General features: G+C 70.9%; 16 protein-coding genes and 1 pseudogene. 8 read left to right on the forward strand and 9 right to left on the reverse strand.

Annotated elements, in window-relative coordinates; translation table 11 throughout:
* Window positions 1–17 precede the first annotated feature (17 nt).
* On the forward strand, window positions 18–2159 hold the full coding sequence (locus QSK34_RS33870) for a transglycosylase domain-containing protein (protein ID WP_285590356.1): 2142 nt from the start codon (window positions 18–20) through the stop codon (window positions 2157–2159).
* Here the strand turns inward: QSK34_RS33870 and QSK34_RS33875 are convergent.
* The 4 genes and pseudogenes from QSK34_RS33875 to QSK34_RS33890 all read right to left on the reverse strand — a co-directional run bounded on the left by QSK34_RS33875 (window position 2156) and on the right by QSK34_RS33890 (window position 7040).
* Window positions 2156–4109 (reverse strand): annotated as a pseudogene (locus tag QSK34_RS33875) (thioredoxin domain-containing protein). The gene QSK34_RS33870 and the pseudogene QSK34_RS33875 sit on opposite strands and share 4 nt — an antisense overlap.
* Window positions 4110–4156: 47 nt before the next feature.
* The gene (locus tag QSK34_RS33880; protein WP_285590358.1) at window positions 4157–4489 is read right to left on the reverse strand and encodes an STAS domain-containing protein; all 333 of its coding nucleotides are present in this window, start codon (window positions 4487–4489) and stop codon (window positions 4157–4159) included.
* On the reverse strand, window positions 4489–5508 hold the full coding sequence (locus QSK34_RS33885; protein WP_285590360.1) for a cobalamin B12-binding domain-containing protein: 1020 nt from the start codon (window positions 5506–5508) through the stop codon (window positions 4489–4491). The genes QSK34_RS33880 and QSK34_RS33885 overlap by 1 nt, the downstream gene beginning before the upstream one ends.
* Complete coding sequence (locus tag QSK34_RS33890) at window positions 5505–7040, reverse strand: SpoIIE family protein phosphatase (RefSeq protein ID WP_285590362.1); 1536 nt, start codon at window positions 7038–7040, stop codon at window positions 5505–5507. The genes QSK34_RS33885 and QSK34_RS33890 overlap by 4 nt, the downstream gene beginning before the upstream one ends.
* 160 nt (window positions 7041–7200) lie before the next feature.
* On the opposite strand from QSK34_RS33890, the gene QSK34_RS33895 reads away from it, so the two are divergent.
* Both QSK34_RS33895 and QSK34_RS33900 read left to right on the forward strand, forming a co-directional pair.
* Complete coding sequence (locus tag QSK34_RS33895) at window positions 7201–7599, forward strand: ATP-binding protein (RefSeq protein WP_161483667.1); 399 nt, start codon at window positions 7201–7203, stop codon at window positions 7597–7599.
* 93 nt (window positions 7600–7692) lie between these two features.
* Window positions 7693–8841, forward strand: a complete 1149-nt coding sequence (locus QSK34_RS33900; protein ID WP_161483668.1) for a hypothetical protein — start codon at window positions 7693–7695, stop codon at window positions 8839–8841.
* Here the strand turns inward: QSK34_RS33900 and QSK34_RS33905 are convergent.
* From QSK34_RS33905 to mca, 3 genes are read right to left on the reverse strand one after another with little or no spacing between them, the layout of a single operon-like run.
* The gene (locus tag QSK34_RS33905) at window positions 8830–9108 is read right to left on the reverse strand and encodes a GNAT family N-acetyltransferase (RefSeq protein WP_353051458.1); all 279 of its coding nucleotides are present in this window, start codon (window positions 9106–9108) and stop codon (window positions 8830–8832) included. The genes QSK34_RS33900 and QSK34_RS33905 overlap by 12 nt on opposite strands.
* Window positions 9101–9271 (reverse strand): hypothetical protein, encoded by a 171-nt coding sequence (locus tag QSK34_RS33910; protein ID WP_285590366.1) that lies wholly within the window; start codon window positions 9269–9271, stop codon window positions 9101–9103. The genes QSK34_RS33905 and QSK34_RS33910 overlap by 8 nt, the downstream gene beginning before the upstream one ends.
* 10 nt (window positions 9272–9281) lie before the next feature.
* Complete coding sequence (gene mca, locus QSK34_RS33915) at window positions 9282–10172, reverse strand: mycothiol conjugate amidase Mca (protein ID WP_161483670.1); 891 nt, start codon at window positions 10170–10172, stop codon at window positions 9282–9284.
* Window positions 10173–10281: 109 nt separating this feature from the next.
* Between mca and QSK34_RS33920 the strand changes: the two genes are divergently transcribed.
* The 3 genes from QSK34_RS33920 (at window position 10282) to QSK34_RS33930 (ending at window position 12644) form a co-directional block, all read left to right on the forward strand.
* Entirely contained in the window at window positions 10282–10695 is a 414-nt protein-coding gene (locus QSK34_RS33920) for a DUF4307 domain-containing protein (protein WP_285590368.1), read from the forward strand.
* A 79-nt stretch (window positions 10696–10774) separates the two neighbouring features.
* Window positions 10775–11275, forward strand: a complete 501-nt coding sequence (greA, locus tag QSK34_RS33925; protein ID WP_030451918.1) for a transcription elongation factor GreA — start codon at window positions 10775–10777, stop codon at window positions 11273–11275.
* Between the two features lie 124 nt (window positions 11276–11399).
* Window positions 11400–12644: a C40 family peptidase gene (locus QSK34_RS33930; protein ID WP_285590372.1), complete on the forward strand. Its 1245-nt coding sequence runs from the start codon at window positions 11400–11402 to the stop codon at window positions 12642–12644.
* On the opposite strand, the gene QSK34_RS33935 is transcribed toward QSK34_RS33930, so the two are convergent.
* On the reverse strand, window positions 12613–13224 hold the full coding sequence (locus QSK34_RS33935; RefSeq protein ID WP_285590374.1) for an acyl-CoA-like ligand-binding transcription factor: 612 nt from the start codon (window positions 13222–13224) through the stop codon (window positions 12613–12615). The two genes, QSK34_RS33930 and QSK34_RS33935, sit on opposite strands and share 32 nt — an antisense overlap.
* Entirely contained in the window at window positions 13202–14677 is a 1476-nt protein-coding gene (locus tag QSK34_RS33940; protein WP_285590376.1) for an MFS transporter, read from the reverse strand. Before QSK34_RS33940 ends, QSK34_RS33935 begins: the two co-directional genes overlap by 23 nt.
* A 77-nt stretch (window positions 14678–14754) precedes the next feature.
* Here QSK34_RS33940 and abmR point away from each other — a divergent pair, with 77 nt between their 5' ends.
* Both abmR and QSK34_RS33950 read left to right on the forward strand, forming a co-directional pair.
* Window positions 14755–15264, forward strand: a complete 510-nt coding sequence (abmR, locus tag QSK34_RS33945) for an ATP-binding transcription factor AbmR (protein WP_285590378.1) — start codon at window positions 14755–14757, stop codon at window positions 15262–15264.
* Between the two features lie 243 nt (window positions 15265–15507).
* Entirely contained in the window at window positions 15508–17301 is a 1794-nt protein-coding gene (locus QSK34_RS33950; protein WP_285590380.1) for a phosphoenolpyruvate carboxykinase (GTP), read from the forward strand.
* Window positions 17302–17533 lie beyond the last annotated feature (232 nt).

Raw genomic sequence — 17533 nt, forward strand, 5'->3', positions numbered from 1 at the left:
TCGGCCGGGGGGTGCGCGTGGGGATCGGCAGGAAGATCGCGGGTTTGTGGCCCCGACGGAGGTTCCTGCGCATCGCCCTCATCGGCTTCGGCGCCGCCGCCGTGGCCGCGATCGGCGCCTTCGCGGTGATCTGGGTGCTCACCCCCATCCCCGACACCACCCAGGAGCTCGCCACCGCGCAGGGCTCGGTGATCTACTACCGCGACGGCAAGACGGTGCTCGCCAACCGGGGCGTCGACCGTAAGAACGTGCCGCTCTCGGCGGTGCCGAAGGTGGTCAGGGAAGCGGTCATCGCCGCCGAGAACCGCACCTTCTACCAGGATCAGGGAGTTTCTCTCTCCGGTACGGCCAGGGCGATGTGGTCGACCCTCACGGGCAACCAGATCCAGGGCGGCTCGACGATCACCCAGCAGCTCGTGCGCAACTACTACAGCGGGCTCAGCCAGGAACGGTCCATCATGCGCAAGCTCAAGGAGATCATGATCTCCCTGAAGGTGGATCGCTCCAAGTCCAAGGACTGGGTGCTGGAGCAGTACCTCAACACGATCTACTTCGGCCGGGGCGCCCACGGCATCCAGGCCGCGGCCCAGGCCTACTTCCGGGTCGACGTCGGCAAGCTGACCCCCGCCCAGGGCGCCTACCTCGCCGCGGTGATCCAGCAGCCGTCCAACTTCGCCAACCCGACCGGCGCCATGCTCACCGCCGCGCAGGCCCGCTGGAAGTCGGTCGTCGACGGCATGGTCAAGATCGGCGCCGTCACCCCCGCGCAGGCCGCCCAGATGACCTTCCCCGAGCTGAAGAAGCAGAAGAAGCCGCTGTCGTTGTCGGGCCAGAACGGCTACATGCTGGCCCAGGTGGTCGGCGAGCTGAACCGCATGGGCTACAGCGACGAGGACATCTTCCAAGACGGCCTCAAGGTCACCACCACCTTCGACAAGAAGCTGATGGCCGCCGCCTCCGACGCCGTGGCCGACGTGCTGCCCGAGGGCACCCCGAAGAAGGTCCGCGCCGGCCTGGCCGCCGTCGACCCGGGCAACGGCGAGGTGGTCGCCTTCTACGGCGGCCGCGACTACGCCCAGAGCGAGTGGAACAGCGCCTTCGACGCGAAGGTCCAGGCCGGCTCGACCTTCAAGGCCTACGCCCTCGCCGCCGCCCTCCAGGACGGCGTGCCGCTGACCCAGCGTTACTACGGCAACTCGCCCATGTACGTCAACGGCGCCGCCATCCCCAACTCGGGCGGCTCCTCCTACGGGTCGGTCAACCTGGTGCAGGCCACCCAATACTCGGTGAACACCGCCTACGTCGACCTCGGCCAGCAGATCGGCCTCGACAAGATCGCCGCCGCGGCCGAGGCGGCCGGCATCCCCGCCGAACAGCTCGCGCAGCACCGCAAGGCCGCCACCTTCCCGCTGGGGGTGGCGTCGGTGAGCGCCGTCCAGCAGGCCGGGGCCTACGCCACGTTCGCCGCCGGGGGCGTCCACCACGAGCCCCACGTGATCAGGTCGGTGACCGACGCGTCCGGCAAGACCCGCAAGACCGACACCACCGGCCGCCGCGTCTTCACCGAGGACACCGCCGCCGACGCCACCTACGCGATGGAGCAGGTCGTCACCTCGGGCACCGGCACCGGCGCCCGCCTCTACGACCGCCCGGTGGCCGGCAAGACCGGCACGACCGACGCCTCGGCCGCCGTCTGGTTCACCGGCTACACCCCGCAGCTCTCGGTGGCGGTCGACATGTTCCGCGACGACAACCTCCCGGTCACCATCCCCGGCTACGGCGAGCTCTACGGCGGCACCCTCCCGGCGCAGATCTGGAAGGCGTTCATGACGACCGCCATGGAGGGCAAACCGGTCAAGGAGTTCCCCGACCCGGTGACCTACTACCGGTGGGACAACGACTACTACCGCCCGACCGACGACGAGGAACGCGAGTTCGCCTCCGACGAGCCGAGCCCCGACCCGACCCCGACGGCCCCGGGCGACGACTGGAACACGCCGCCGCCGGGCGACGACGGCGGGCAGCCGGAGACGACACCCCCGCCGTCGGACGGCGGGGGTCCCGACGACGAGCCCCCGGTGAACGAGGAGCCCGACAACCAGCAGCCCGACCTGCCCGACGAGAACAACCCGCCCGACGTGCCGGTCGGCACCCGCTAGCCCGACAGCTCCGCCCTGAGCGCGGCCGGGGTGGTCACCGGCAGGCGGCAGGCGAAGTTCCGGCACACGTAGGCGGCGGGCTCGCCGTCCACGAGGGTGCGGCCAGCCATCAGCGGCACCTCGCCCTCGCCCAGGGCGAGGACCATGCCCGGGGCTCCCGACATGAGGGCGGCGCGGTGCAGCGCCCTGGTGCGGTCGTCGGAGAGGTCGCCGGTGACGGGCCACCTCGACCGGGCCCGCCAGGGCCGCCGCCGCGACGGCCAGGCCCCAGCCGGCGAAGCGGGCGTAGCGGTCGGCCAGGGTGGAGACCGGTCCCAGCGCGCCCTCGGCCGCCTCGCGATGGCGGGTGGACCCCGACAGGGCGGCGTAGGACAGCAGCGCCCCGGCCGCCGCGAACTGGCCCGAGGGCGTCGCGTTGTCGGTCGGGTCCTGGGGCCGCTGGAAGAGGCGTTCGCCGTCGTCGGCGGTGTCGAAGAAGCCGCCCGCGCCGTCGGGGAACCGGTCGAGCAGGGTGTCGAGCAGGGCCTCCGCCCGCCGGTACCAGCGGGAGTCGCCGGTGATGCCGTAGAGGGTCAGGAAGCCCTCGGCGACGTCGGCGTAGTCTTCGAGCACCCCGGCGTTGCCGCCCGCCCGGCCGTCGCGTGAGGTGCGGAGCAGGCGACCGTCGCGGATGTGGACCTCGTCGATCAGGGTCGCCGCCCGCGTCGCCGCCTCGACCAGCGCCGGACGGTCGAACAGGGCGCCCGTCTCGGCCAGCGCGGCGATGGCCAGGCCGTTCCAGGCGGCCACCACCTTGTCGTCGCGGCCGGGCCGGACCCGCAGCTCCCGTGCCGTGCGCAGCCGCGCCCGGATCGACTCGTAGCGGTCGGGGTCGTCGGGGTCGGTGAGAAGCTGGAGCACCGAGGTGCCGTGCTCGAAGGTGCCGGTGACCTCGAACAACTCGGCGGCCCAGGCGGCGTCGGCCTGCCCGAGGACCTCCTGGAGCTGGTCGGGGGTCCAGACGTAGAAGCGCCCCTCCTCGCCCTCGCTGTCGGCGTCGAGGGCCGAGGCGAAGCCGCCCTCGGGGGTGCGGAGCTCGGCGAGCATCCACTCGGCCGTCTCCAGGGCGACGCGTCTGGCCAGCGGGGAGCCGGTGTCACGCCACCAGTGGGCGTAGACGCGCAGCAGCAGGGCGTTGTCGTAGAGCATCTTCTCGAAGTGGGGCACCACCCACGAGGCGTCGACGCTGTAGCGGGCGAACCCGCCGGCGAGCTGGTCGTAGAGGCCGCCCCGGGCCATCGCCTCAAGGGTGGTGTCGGCCATGGCGCGGGCGTCGGGGGTGCGTACCCGGAGCAGGAACTCCAGCACCATCGACGGCGGGAACTTCGGCGCGCCGCCGAACCCGCCGCGCTCGGGGTCGAAGCCCTCGCGCAGGCTGCGCACCGCCGCCTCCAGCGTCTCGGCCGTCGGCAGCGGCCCCGACGGCAGGGCCGCGCGCTCGTTGAGCGCCTCGACGACCTTGCCGCCCTGGCTGAGCACCGCCTCGCGGTCGGTCGTCCAGGCCTCGTGGACGCCCATCAGCAGGCGCTGGAAGCCCGCACGCGGGAAGTAGGTGCCGGCGTAGAAGGGATGGCCGTCGGGGGTGGCGAAGACGGTCATCGGCCAGCCGCCCTGGCCGGTCATGGCCTGGGTGGCGGCCATGTAGACGGCGTCGACGTCGGGACGCTCCTCCCGGTCGACCTTGATGTTGACGAACCGGGCGTTCATGATCGCGGCCGTGCCCCTGTCCTCGAAGGACTCGTGGGCCATGACGTGGCACCAGTGGCAGGCGGAGTAGCCGACGGAGATGAGGAGGGGGACATCGCGGCGTCTGGCCTCGGCGAAGGCGTCTGGGCCCCATTCGAACCAGTCGACGGGGTTGTCGGCGTGCTGCAACAGGTAGGGGCTCGTGGCCCCGGCCAGCCGGTTCATACGGTCAAGCCTAGGTGAGCGGCTCCGACGGCCCGGCCCCGGCGACGCTACGCGGCCGACGTCGGCAGGTTGAACACCTGGTCGAGCGCCGTCACCTCGAAAAGATGCGCGATGTACGGCGTCATCCCCACGAACCGCATCTCCGCCGGAACCTCCTCCGCGGCGTGGAAGAGGTGGATCAAGGTGGCCAGCCCCGACGAGTCGATGAAGGTCACCCCGTTCAGGTCGACCTCCAGCACCTTCAGGCCTCTGCTCATCAGTGTGGGCGTCAGGGCGGCCAGCTCGCCCGACGTCGTGTAGTCGAAGTCTCCCGACAGGGTCAGCCGGGTGGTGTCGGGCTCCGGATTCTCGATCTCAATCAGGAAAGGCGCGGTTTCCATCAGGCTCCATCTGCGGCGAGCGTGCCCTCCGCCAGAAGGTGGCGGGCGCGCGGGAAATCATGCAGTTCGTCGTGGAGGAGGCGCAGGGCCAGCGCCACCGACCGGGACGGCACGCCGCGGGCGTGCAGGAGGTCGCAGGTCCACGTGACGAAGTCGGTGAACAGTCTCGTGTCGTCGATGTAGAGGGCGGCGGAGAGGAAGTCGGCGATGTGGGCCAGGTCGTCGGCGGTGTGGTCGACCTGGGCCTGGGTGTAGTCGCGCATCGGCGGGAACCGGCGGGGGAGTTCGGCCGTCACGCCGGCGAGGATCTCGCCCCGGCGCCTGGTGAACAGCGTGTACTCCTCGTCGGCCAGGTGGGGCAGGACCGCGCCGGGGGTGGGGAACGACGGAAGCCTGCCCTCTTCGAGCAGGTCGGCCGCCGCGTCGGCGGTGGGGGCCCAGCCGTCGGCGCCGAGTTTGACGGCGAAGCGGCCGTCGGCGCCGAAGCCCGAGCCGCCCGCGAGGACCGGGATGCCGACGGCCTGGCAGGCGGTCAGGGTCGCGTGGGCGCGCGGCAGCCTCGTGGGGAGGGCGCAGCCGATCGCGACCGCGTCGGGGCCGGTCTGGTGGAGGTGGGTGATCAGGTGGGGGCCCGGCACGTTGGCCCCGAGGAAGTCGACGTGCCAGCCGCGCAGCCGCAAGACCTCGGCCAGCAGGCGGGTCGGCAGCGCGTGGTATTCGCCGTCGGTGCAGGCCACGGTGATGCGGCTGCGGGTCGGGCGGGGGCGCACGGCGGTGGTGATCGCGGCCACGGCGCGTTCGCTGATCGCGGTGGCGCCGTGTTCGCGGGCCACCGACCAGGTGCCGGCCGCCCACAGTTCGCCGACCCGGCGCTGGGCGGGCGCGATCACGTCGAGGAGCAGCGACTCGGCCGGCATGCCCTTATCGAGCAGGCCGAGGACGAAATCGATCGCGCCGAGCTCGTCGGCGGAGCCGACCCGCTCCAGGTATTCGTCGACGACGTCGACCACGACGCTCATCGTGACCGCCGGATGGCCAGCAGTGCCCGGTCGTCGAAGACTCCTCCCGCCAGCCAGTCGCTGTTCAGCTGCTCAAGACGCTCCACGACGGCCGTCGCGGGCATGCCGGCGCAGGTTGACAGGGCGGCCTTGAGGCGGGTCGAGCCGTACATCTCGCGGCCGGTGGGGCCGCCGAAGGCCTCGGTGATGCCGTCGCTGTAGAGGAGCAGCAGGTCGCCGGGAGCCAGGTCGACGGTGGCGGTGCGCAGGGTGATCGAGCCCGACTTGATCGCGCCGAGGAGGGTGCCGCGGGCGTCGATCTCCTCGACCACGCCGTCGGCGCGCAGCAGCAGCGGGGCCGGGTGGCCGGCCACGGCCAGGTCGATCACGCCCTCGCCGGGACGGATCGCCGCCAGCACCAGCGTCACGTGGGAACGCGGCGTGTAGGAGGCCAGCAGCGCCTTGTTGATCAGGTGCATGAGCTGCTCGGGGTCGCGTTCGAGCAGCAGCAGCGCGCGCAGGCTGTGGCGGACCTGACCGGCCAGCACGGCCGCGCGCGGGCCCTTGCCGCACACGTCGCCGAGGGTCACCAGCGGGCCGTCGGGAGTGGGCAGCACGTCGTAGAAGTCGCCACCGATCAGGGCGGTCTGCTGGGCGGCGCGCAGCGAACCGGCCAGTTCGAGGCCCTCGACCACGGGCAGCGGCGGCGGCCGCAGGTCGCCCGCGAGGATCGCGTTGGTGGCGCTCTGCTCCTGGTAGAGCACCGCGGCCGAGATCGCCGCGCCGGCGCGGGCGGCGAACACCCGGACCAGGGTCTCGGTCTCGTCGTCGAAGCCGGGGTTGCCCTCACGGCGGGCCAGCACCAGCGCCCCGGCGGGCACGCCGTTGCCGGGCAGCGGGGTCACCAGCAGGTGGCCGACGGGGCCGAAACCGGCCGGCAGCAGCCACTCGGGCGCCTGGTGGGGGTCGAGCCAGCGGCTCGGCACCGGCGGGAACCCGGCCAGCGCCTCGGCCAGGCCCGGCACCTGGTCGGCGTCGGCGACCGGGATCTCGCCCTCCTCCAGGCCCGCCTCGGACGACCGGAGCCAGGCGGTGCGCCGCAGGCCCCCCGGAGGCAGCACGACCATCGCCGCGTCGGCCAGCAGGCCGGTCGCGAGCTCGGCGGTGGCGCGGGCGCATCGGCGGGTGTTGAGCGAGGCGGACAACCGCCTGCCCGCCTCGACGAGGAACCGGGTGCGCTCGCGCTCGGCCCGCAGCGCGTCGGCGCGGGCGCCCTCCCCGGTGACGTCGCGCAGGTACCAGGCCTGGTGGACGATGCCGAAGATCTCCCGGCGGACCCGCAGCAGCCGGTCGCCGAGCATCGTCTCGTAGGTCTCCCCGGGTTCGCGGCTCCGGTCGAGGAGTCGGGTCACGTCGCCCGGGATCATCTCCCTGGCGGCGCCGTTGACCAGCACGACGGCGCCGTCGGCGTCGCACAGGACGACTCCGTCGGCGGCCGCCTCCACTATCGCCCGCAGCACCTCTGTCGAGGGCGCATGCGTTACCGAATCCATCACCGGCCCTTTCGCGCGAGGATCGCTCAACTTTACCCGGCAGGGTCAGCCTCGACGCGTGCCAGCGATATTGCCCGTAAAGATGGCAATCATGCGGCTTGTGAATTGACCGGCGGGTGCCGGGTAGTTAGCGTGCGACGAGCTAGCACAGGGGGACGGAGTGAACACCGACCAGCATCTCCGGTGGGCGATCACCACCGACCTGATCGGCCTGCGCGACCGGGTGTCCGGCGTGGCCACCGAGGCAGGTCTGCGTGGCCACCGGCTCAACGACCTGGTGACGGCCGTCAACGAGGCCGTGATCAACGTACTGGAACACGGCGGCGGCGAGGGCCTCGTCGAGATCTGGTGCGACGCCGACGGCATCACCGTCGAGGTGACCGACTCGGCCGGCACCCTCCAGCCGCAGGACATCCATCGCAGCCGTCCCTCGTCGAGCACGCCCCGGGGCTTCGGGCTGTGGCTCATGGGCCAGCTCTGCGACGAGTTCAGCATCTCCCAGATGGTCGGCCGATCCCGCATCCGGCTGCGGATGACCCTTGCCCAGTCACCCCGCTAGCCGCGTCCCATCGGCGGGCGTAGGCTCACGACACGTGAGCCAGCGAGCCGTCCGGCACAGGAGTCGGAAGCACATGCCGACGGAGGAGACCGCGTGAGTGTCGATCTGGACTTCGCGGCTCGCCACGCGGGCCGGCCCGCCCGTGACCTGACCCGCCGCGACGTCGCCCGCGCGCTGCTGGCCGTCCCCTCGGGGCAGGCCCTGGTGTCGCTGCCCGAGCTGCGCCGCGACCTGATGGCGGCCGGGAACCCCCTCACCGCCGTGTTCTGGGAGTCGGCCAAGACCACCCTGACCCGCATCGAGTCGGGCGTGGCCACCGTCGGCGACGTGCAGCGCTGGCTGGAGTCGACCGGCACCGAGCCGATCCTGCTGACCCGCAGCTACTTCGTGTGGCCCGACGAGAGCGAGCGCGGCCCGGTCGCCACCGAGATGTACGCCCGCCTCGTGGCCCACCTGGAGGAGCTCGTCGAAGCGGGTGTGATCGACCCCGACGCGCTCGCCCAGGGCGACGTGACCTCGCGGCAGGCGTACGAGGAACTGCAGGAGCGCTGGCTCACCGCCGGACTGCCCGACGGACGGGTGCCCGGCGTCTCGGTGAGCGAGGAGCAGGACGCCGAGCTCTACGCCGCCTGGGACGAAGAGGAGGCCTACGCCCTCCAGGAGCTCAGAAGGGCCCTCGACGACCTGCCCGAGCCGCCCTTCCCCGCGGGCGACCTGAAGGCGGCGGCCGACCGGCTGCGGCGCTCGCTCGTCTCGCCCGGCTTCCCCGGCAACGTGCTGCGGGCCTGCGCCGGCCTCGACGAGGAGCGGCTGCCCGACGGCGACGAAGACCTGTGGTTGCGGGTGGCGGCGGGCATCGCCGCGCCCATCTCCGACCTGCCCGACGAAGAAGACGCCGCCCGGTTCTTCGACCTCGACGGCGAGCTCAGCCACGAAGACTCGGTGCTGGCCTCGTTGTGCGCGATCCACCACGCCGACTGGCTGGCCGCGATCGTCGCGCTGACCCGTTACGGCCCGGGGGTGCTGGCCTCGCCCGAGCGCATCGCCCGGTTCATCGCCGACTCGGAAGACCTGGTGAGCGAGCCCGACGACCCCGAGGAGCTCGAGGCGACCGAGATGCTCTTCACCTCGGTCACCCCGCTCTGGGCCCATCTCGGGATCGTCGACAAGGCCGAGGTGCTCACGCCGCTCGGCTGGTGGGGCCTGCCCAAGGCCCTCGAAAGGGCCTGGTCAGGCGACTAGGTCGGCATATTCGGGGTGGCGGTCGATGTAGCCCTTGATGAACGGGCACATCGGCACCACCTCAAGGCCCCGCTCGCGGGCCGAGTCGAGCACCGCGCGGGCCAGCTTCGAGCCGAGGCCCTTGCCCTCGTAGGCCGGATCGATCTCGGTGTGCACGAACACGATCCGGCCGGGACGCGGCAGCCGGTATTTGACGAAGCCCGCGACCGTGCCGTCGACGCTGATCTCGAAGCGTTCGGTCTCGGCGTTGTCGGCGACGTCAGTCACTTTTGGAGTTCCCCTCATGGGGCACCTCGATCTTCGCGATCTGCCGGTTCATCGACTTGATCAGGAAGAACAGGGCCACACCGATGGCGGCGACGACGATGAACCCCAGCAGGCCGGGGCCGATCGAGGTCGGGTCGGTGGCGGGAGCGGCGATCGAAATCACGGTATGCAGTCTACGAGCAGGGGGCGGCACCCGTTCCGGCGGGGACCTGGATGCCCGCGAACAGGTCGTCTTCCGGCAGGGTGACGTCGACCAGCGAACGGGCCAGGTGGTAGTCCTCCGTCGGCCAGACCTCCTGCTGGATCTCGCGCGGGCAGGCGAACCAGAAACCGTCGGGGTCGACCTGGGTGGCGTGGGCCATCAGGGCGCGGTCGCGGGTCTCGAAGTAGTCGCCGCACGGGATCCGGGTGGTCACCTCCCACTTCTGCGGGCGGTCCTCCCAGCGGGCGATCCAGTCGGCGTAGGGGGAGCCCAGGCCACGGCTGGTCATGGCCTCGTGGAGCGTCTCGAACCGGGCCTTGGTGAAGCCCGAGTGGAAGTACATCTTGAGCGGCTGCCACGGCTCGCCCGTGCCGGGGTAGCGGTCGGGGTCGCCGGCCGCGTCGAAGGCCTCCACCGACACCCGGTTGGTCTTGATGTGGTCGGGGTGGGGGTAGCCGCCGTCGTCGTCGTAGGTGAGGATCACGTGGGGGCGGAACTCGCGCACGGCCGCCACGAGCGGCGCCGCCGCGACCTCCAGCGGCTGCAGGGCGAAGCAGCCCTCGGGGAGGGGCTCGCTCTCGTCTTCGGGCAGGCCCGAGTCGACGAAACCGAGGAACCGCTGGTCGACGCCGAGGATCTCCCTCGCGCGCTCCATCTCCAGGCGGCGGACCTCGCCCATGTTCTCGAGAATGTCGGGGCGGTCCATTTTGGGGTTCAGGATCGAACCGCGTTCCCCGCCGGTGCAGGTCACGACCAGGACCTCGACGCCCTCGGCGGCGTAGCGGGCCATCGTCGCGGCGCCCTTGCTCGACTCGTCGTCGGGGTGCGCGTGCACGGCCATCAGCCTCAGCGCGTTCGTCACGGCTCTCCTTAGTTGGGGTGCGGGCCAGGGCCGGCCCGCGGGCTGCATCCAATAGCGTTGACGAGAATTGTCTCGGACAACGCCGGGACCTCGCGAGGAGATTCCTTTCATGTCGGCACCAGCTCCGCGCCCGATCCTGGGCACCCCCGACGAGTTCCCGCCCCGGCCCCCCATGGGGCGGGGCCGGTTCGTCGTGTACGCCGTCATGGCCGTCGTCGTCGCGGTCGTGGCCGGCGGGTGGGGTTACGTGATCCTGTCGGCGCGGGGCAACCCCGAGGTGCGGGCCGACGTCATAACCTTCGACACCAGCCGCCCCGGCTCCGCGGAGATCACCTTCGTGGTGCACAAGCCCGACGACCGGGCGGCGACGTGCCGTCTGCGGGCCGTCGACGTCCACCACGTCGAGGTCGGGACCCGGGAGATCACCATTCCCCCGGGCCGCGGTGACGTCGCCCTCACCGAACAGGTGAGGATCAACGCGCAAGCCACAAGCGTAGATGTTCAGGGCTGCTCCCTCGTATAGACTGGAATCTTTGGGGAAGCGTTCGAAGGCGTTAACTTGTTAGCCCTTCGACTCACCTAGGGAAGCAAGGAGAACCCGCGTGGCCGTCTCCCACAACGAGAACGTCACCTGGCTGACGCAGGAGGCGTACGACCGCCTCAAAGAGGAGTACGACCGCCTTTCTGGCCCGGGTCGGATCGAGATCGCCAAGAAGATCGAGGCCGCCCGCGAGGAGGGCGACCTGAAGGAGAACGGCGGCTACCACGCCGCCAAGGACGAACAGGGCAAGATGGAGGCCCGGATCTTCCACCTCCGGCAGATCCTCGACACCGCGAAGGTGGGCGAGGCGCCCCGCACCGAGGGTGTGGTGGGGCCCGGCATGACGGTGACGATCCGCTTCGAGGGTGACGACGACGAGGTCACCTTCCTGCTCGCCTCCCGCGAGGAGAGCGGCGCGCCGATCGACGTCTACTCGCCGAAGTCGCCGCTGGGGTCGGCGATCAACGGCAAGAAGATCGGTGAGAAGGCCAGCTACACCATGCCCAACGGGCGCTCGATCACCGTCGAGGTGCTGGAGGCGGTTCCCTACATCGGGAGCTGACGCGTTCGTCTGACATCGAATCCGCCGGAGAAGCGTACTCCGGCGGATTTTGACTTCTCGGGCCTCATTGGGCACAGTCGTGGAACGGGACAGCCCGATGAACGTCTTCGGAGGGAGTGGTGGCGTGCCCCTGCGGGTCGGAGGCTTCCTCCACGAAGCCCGTCAGGATCTCGCGTTCCGCCCCCGGTTCCGCCGCCCCCACCTCGCCCGGAGGGCGATCCCCATCATCGGGGTCGCGCTCGCGGTGGTGCTGATCACCGACTTACTCGTGCTCGCCGGGCTCGACGACGTCCAGGAACGGGCCGCCCTCGACGTACGCCGCCCTCCCGTCGTCGCCGGTGACTACGTCGCGGCCAGCGGTCAGGTGCCCTCCAACGCGGTCGCCCCCCTGGGCAAGCTGGCCCGCCCCCACCTCTTCGTCGTCGCCCCCGCCGCGCTCAAGCCCGAACAGGTCGACGAGGTCCGCCGCCAGAAGGGCGTCAAGGCGGTCGAGCTCGCCGACGCCGCCGACGTGAACCTGGGCGGCTGGCGGGTGCCGACGATGGGCGTCGACCCCTCGACGTTCCGGGCCTTCACCCCGAAACGAACCGCCTCCTCCGACGAGCTGTGGGCCAACGTGGCCGCCGGCGACGTCGTGGTCTCCTACGAACTCGGCAAGGAGGGCGGCCTCAAGCTCGGCGACGACGTCCGCACCCCCGGCGCCGAGATGCGCGTCGGCGCCTACGCCACGGTCGGCATGGGGTCGATCCACGCCGTCGTCTCCCGCGACACCGCGACCCGGCTCGGGCTGCCCCACGGCAACGCGCTGGTGGTGAGCGCCCCCAGCGTCGACTCCGCCAAGCTGCGCAAGAAGCTGCTGAAGGTGCTGCCGGGCAGCCAGATCGCCACGATCAACCCGGTGGTGATCGCGCCGCCGCGGCGTCACATCGCCCAGCCGCAGCGGGTCGTGCAGTGGCCGGCGTCGGCGCTGATGTCGGTGCCGCAGATCGAGACCGCGCTGAGGGCCGCCGCCTCCAAGCTCGGCAGCCGCTACGTGTGGGGGGCCGAGGGCCCCGACACCTTCGACTGCTCCGGCCTGGTGCAGTGGGCCTACGCCCAGGCCGGGGTCCGCATGCCGCGGGTGACCAACCAGCAGTGGGCGACCGGGCCGCAGGTGCCGCTCTCCCAGGCCCAGCCGGGCGACCTGCTGTTCTGGCGCAACGACCCGACCAACCCGGGCTACATCTCCCACGTGGCCATCTATTGGGGCAACGGGCAGATGCTCCATTCGCCCCGCACCGGCGACGTCGTGAAGATCGCGCCGCTCAACACCCGCAACCTCGCCGGGGTCGTGCGGGTCAGCCCTCAGGTCGCCGCTCGGGTTCGATAGGCAGGCCCGCCTCCAGCAACGAGAAGGCCTCGTCGACCATGTCGGCGAAGGGCACCTCCTCGTCGGCGGTGGCCCAGGTCTGCAGCACCGGGATGATCGTGCCCATGACCGCGCCGATGAGGACGCGCACCTGGAACGACCCCGGATCGGCGCCGGTCCGCCGGGCGACGCCCTCGGCGAGCAGTTCCATCGTGTCGAGCATGTTCTGGAAGATCCGGGCCCTGATGGCCGGGACGCCCATCTGGAGGCGGGCGCGGGCCCGGATCTCCCCGAGCTCCCCATCGGGGATGCCCCGCATGGCCTCGCCGAAGGCGTTGCGCAGCGCTCTGACGGGCGGCACCTCCGGCGGCTGGGCGATCAGGCGTTCGACCAGCAGGGGGTCGTAGTCGTCCTGGACGACGATGTCTTCCTTGGTGGGGAAGTAGCGGAACAGGGTGCTGGGGGACACCTCGGCGGCGTCGGCGATCTGCTCGATCGTGGTCGCGTCGTAGCCCTGCTCGGCGAACAACCGCAGGGCGTGTTCCTGGATCGTCCGCCGAGTCTTCTCTTTCTTGCGTTCACGCAGTCCCGGCGAGTTCATGGGTCGATTCTCCCGCCGGTTCCGCCGGAGCGGAACGCATGAACGTCACGATCAGCAGCGCCGAGAGCACCATCAGGCCGCCGCAGGCCCACAACACGGCGTCCATGGCGTCGGCGAAGGCCGCGCGCCCGGCGTCGGCCCAGCCCGGGACGCGCACCGCCGTCGCCACCGAGTCGCGCACCGGGGCGGGGGCGGCCGGGGGGAGCGCGTGGGCGTACACGGAGGAGAGCAGGCTGCCCAGCCCGGCCACGCCGAAGGCGCCGCCGGTCTGGCGGAGGGCTTGGAGGACGCCGCTGCCCATGCCGGTGCGGTCGGGCGGGAGGAGGGCGAGCAGGCCGTCCATGGCCGGGACCATGGTCAGGCCCACGCCGGCCCCGGTGAGAGTGAGCCAGGTCGCGGTGTACGGATAGTCGCCCGGCATGACCGCCCCCGCGACCAGGCCCGCGGCCAGCAGGATCAGGCCGGCGCCCATGATGACCCGCAGGCTGAGGCGTCTGATCAGGCGTTCGCCCGCCAGGCCGCCGACCATCAGCCCGGCGACCATGGGCACGATGCGCAGCCCGGTGCCCATCGCGTCGAAGCCCTGGACGGCCTGGAGGTAGAGCGGCGCGACGAACAGCACGCCCATCATGCCGAGCGAGACCACGGTCGCGCCGAAGGCGCCCCAGACGAAGGTGCGGTCGCGGAACAACCCGAGGTCTATCATCGGGGCCTTGGCGCGGGCCTCGACTCGTACGAAAAGAAGAAGGAGCAGCACCCCGGCGGCGATCGGGCCGAGCACCTGGGCCGAGCCCCAGCCCCGCACCGGCGCCTCGATGACGCCGAAGACCAGCGCGGAGAGGCCGGCCACCGACAACAACGTGCCGGGCACGTCGGTGCCCTTCGTCCGCTGGTCGCGCGACTCCGGCACCAGGACCACCACCGCCACCAGCGCGATCGCCACGGCGGGCAGGTTGATCAGGAAGATCGAGCCCCACCAGAAGTGGTCGAGCAGGTAGCCGCCGACGATCGGGCCGAGCGGCAGGCCCACGGCCATGCCGGCGGTGAAGACGGCGATCGCCCTGGCCCTCTCTGCGGGCGGGAAGATCGTCGGCAGGATCGACGTCGACAGCGGCGTGATCAGGGCCGCCCCCGCGCCCATGAGGGCCCGCCCGGCGATCAGCCAGGCGGTCGAGTCGGCCAGCATGGCGATCGCCGAGGCGACCCCGAACGCCACCAGCCCCACGACCAGCAGTTTCTTGCGGCCGAACCGGTCGCCGAAGACCCCGGCGGGCAGCAGCAGGGCGGCGAACACGACGAGGTAGGCGTCGACGATCCACTGGAGTTCGCCGGTGGTCGCGCCGAGGTCGATGGCGAGGGTGGGCAGCGCGACGTTGAGGACGGTCGCGTCGAGCCCGATCACGAGGACGGACAGAACCAGGGCTGAGAGCGCCCACCATCTGGAAGTAACCATAATTTGATAGTAGCTCTCAAAAAATGGTTACTGTCAATATCGCTTCGCTTCGGGAGCAACGACGTAATGTTGATTACATGAGTGCAGAAGCCGAGTGGTTCGCCCACCGTCTCCCCGAGACCTGGTTCACCGAGCGCCCCGAGGTCGTCGTCGACCGCGAGGAGATCACCGTCGTGGGTGCGCTTCCCCCGCTGACCGTCGTCGAGGGCCTGCCCGACCCCGAGCGGGCCGCCGCCGAAGAGGGCTACGTGGAGCGGTTCCGCGAGGAGACCCGCGAGCACCGCATCGAGATCGCCCGCCAGGCCGAGCACCGCTTCCGCCGGAAGGTCTCGTGGGGCGTGAAGATCGGCGGCGACGTGGTGATGTTCACCACACTCTCGGTCCCCGTCATGACCCGGCTGCGGCAGGGCGAACGGCAGGTGCTCGACACACTCGTCGCCGCCGGCGTCGCGCGCAGCCGCTCCGACGCCCTCGCCTGGTGCGTGCGCCTGGTCGGGCGCCACACCGACACCTGGCTCGCTGACCTGCGCGATGCCCTCCAGGCCGTCGACCGCGTACGGGCCGCGGGGCCCGGCGGAGTGGACTGAACCAATTCGTGGAATGGTCTAAACCATTCAATATGGCCTATACCAATGTTTAGTCCCGTATCTACGGGAAAGAGGTGGGCGGCACAATTTGAAATGGTTCGTCAGGGGTAAGCTCCTCCCATCATCCAGCTCGCTGACCAGCGGTTGTGGTGACGAATACGCATTGGTCCACACCAATTGGATTTAGTGGGTAATCGTCGCGGATGATGAATTGGCCCTGACGTACATTAAGGAGCCGCCCTCGTGTCCGTGTCAGTACAGGTGTCGCATCCGACCACTCATGCCGAGCTGGCCGCGTGGGTCAGCGAGATCGCGGAACTCACCGAGCCCGACCGGATCGAATGGTGCGACGGGTCCGAGGCCGAATGGACCCGGCTCACCAACCTGCTGGTCCGCCAGGGCACCCTGACCCGCCTGAAAGCCCGGCCGAACAGCTTCCACGCCGCCTCCGACCCGTCGGACGTCGCCCGCGTGGAAGACCGCACCTTCATCTGCTCCGAGCACGAGGAGGACGCCGGGCCCACCAACAACTGGATCGCTCCCGAGGAGATGCGGCGCACCTTCGGGAAGCTGTTCAAGGGCTCGATGCGGGGCCGGACCATGTACGTGGTCCCCTTCTGCATGGGCCCTCTGGGCGGCCCGATCTCCCAGCTGGGCGTGGAGATCACCGACTCGGCCTACGTGGCCGTCTCGATGCGCGTGATGACCCGCATGGGCGACGACGCCCTGCGCCTCATCGAGGAACGCGGCGACTTCGTGAAGTGCGTGCACTCCGTCGGCGCCCCGCTCGAACGCGGTCAGCGCGACGTCGCCTGGCCGTGCAGCGAGACCAAGTACATCAGCCACTTCCCGGAGACCCGGGAGATCTGGTCGTACGGCTCCGGCTACGGCGGCAACGCCCTGCTCGGCAAGAAGTGCTACGCCCTGCGGATCGCCAGCACGATGGCCCGCGATGAGGGCTGGCTGGCCGAGCACATGCTGATCCTCAAGCTCACCCCGCCGAGCGGGGAGACCCGCTACATCGCGGCGGCCTTCCCGTCGGCGTGCGGCAAGACCAACCTGGCCATGCTGCGGCCGACCATCCCGGGCTGGAAGGTCGAGACGATCGGCGACGACATCGCCTGGATGCGGTTCGGCGACGACGGCCGCCTCTACGCGATCAACCCCGAGGCGGGCTTCTTCGGGGTCGCGCCGGGCACCGGCCAGACCACCAACGCCAACGCGATCAAGACGCTGTGGGGCAACAGCATCTTCACCAACGTCGCGCTGACCGACGACGGCGACGTCTGGTGGGAGGGCCTGACCGACGAGCCGCCCGCCCACCTGACCGACTGGCGCGGCGACTCCTGGACGCCCGAGTCCGGCGAGCTCGCCGCCCACCCGAACGCCCGGTTCACCACCCCGGCCCACCAGTGCCCGACGATCGCCCGCGAGTGGCAGGACCCGCAGGGCGTGCCGATCTCGGCGATCCTCTTCGGCGGCCGGCGCGCGACGGCGGTCCCGCTGGTCACCGAGGCCCGCAGCTGGCGGCACGGCGTGTTCATGGGCGCCAACGTGGCCTCGGAGAAGACCGCGGCGGCCGAGGGTACGGTCGGCGAACTGCGCCACGACCCGTTCGCGATGTTGCCGTTCTGCGGCTACAACATGGGCGACTACTTCGCCCACTGGCTGGAGATCGGCGAGACGAAGGGCGCCAGGCTGCCCCGGATCTACTACGTGAACTGGTTCCGCAAGGACGCCGACGGCCGCTTCGTGTGGCCCGGCTTCGGCGAGAACATCCGCGTCCTGAAGTGGATCGTCGAACGCCTCAACGGCCAGGCCGAGGCGGTCGACACCCCGATCGGACGCCTGCCCGTCAAGATCGACACCGAGGGCCTCGACATCGCCGGGGACGACCTGGAGCTGCTGCTCGGCGTCGACCGCGACGCCTGGCGCGAGGAGGCCGCCCTGATCCCGGCCCACTTCGAGACCTTCGGCGACCGTCTGCCCGAGGGACTCTGGGAGGAGTACCGCACCCTGGTCGCCCGCCTGGGCTGACCAAGCGAATCTGCCCGGTGCACACGAGCAGGAGTCCCGCCAACGGCGTCGGGCCTCCCCCCTTACGAACGGCCCGCGCCACCCGACGGCGCGGGCCGTTCGTGTTCCCGAACCCGGGGTCATGTGTGCGGCCGTCAGGGCGACCAAGGCCTGCCACAGCCGAAACCCGGCCGGTGGGGGACCGAATCACGCCGGGTCGACGTGCAGCGTGTCGAGTTGCAGTGGGCCGGTG

Origin of the sequence: Herbidospora sp. NBRC 101105 (assembly GCF_030269205.1) — a bacterium.
In the GTDB taxonomy this organism is placed as follows: Bacteria; Actinomycetota; Actinomycetes; order Streptosporangiales; family Streptosporangiaceae; genus Herbidospora; species Herbidospora solisilvae.

What these genes read in the sequence shown, in the direction of transcription:
- QSK34_RS33880 (WP_285590358.1), bottom strand. Translation starts at nt 4,489, where the DNA reads ATGGAAACCGCGCCTTTCCTGATTGAGATCGAGAATCCGGAGCCCGAC.
- QSK34_RS33885 (WP_285590360.1), bottom strand. Translation starts at nt 5,508, where the DNA reads ATGAGCGTCGTGGTCGACGTCGTCGACGAATACCTGGAGCGGGTCGGC.
- QSK34_RS33890 (WP_285590362.1), bottom strand. Translation starts at nt 7,040, where the DNA reads ATGGATTCGGTAACGCATGCGCCCTCGACAGAGGTGCTGCGGGCGATA.
- QSK34_RS33920 (WP_285590368.1), top strand. Translation starts at nt 10,282, where the DNA reads ATGTCGGCACCAGCTCCGCGCCCGATCCTGGGCACCCCCGACGAGTTC.
- QSK34_RS33935 (WP_285590374.1), bottom strand. Translation starts at nt 13,224, where the DNA reads ATGAACTCGCCGGGACTGCGTGAACGCAAGAAAGAGAAGACTCGGCGG.
- QSK34_RS33940 (WP_285590376.1), bottom strand. Translation starts at nt 14,677, where the DNA reads ATGGTTACTTCCAGATGGTGGGCGCTCTCAGCCCTGGTTCTGTCCGTC.
- abmR (WP_285590378.1), top strand. Translation starts at nt 14,755, where the DNA reads ATGAGTGCAGAAGCCGAGTGGTTCGCCCACCGTCTCCCCGAGACCTGG.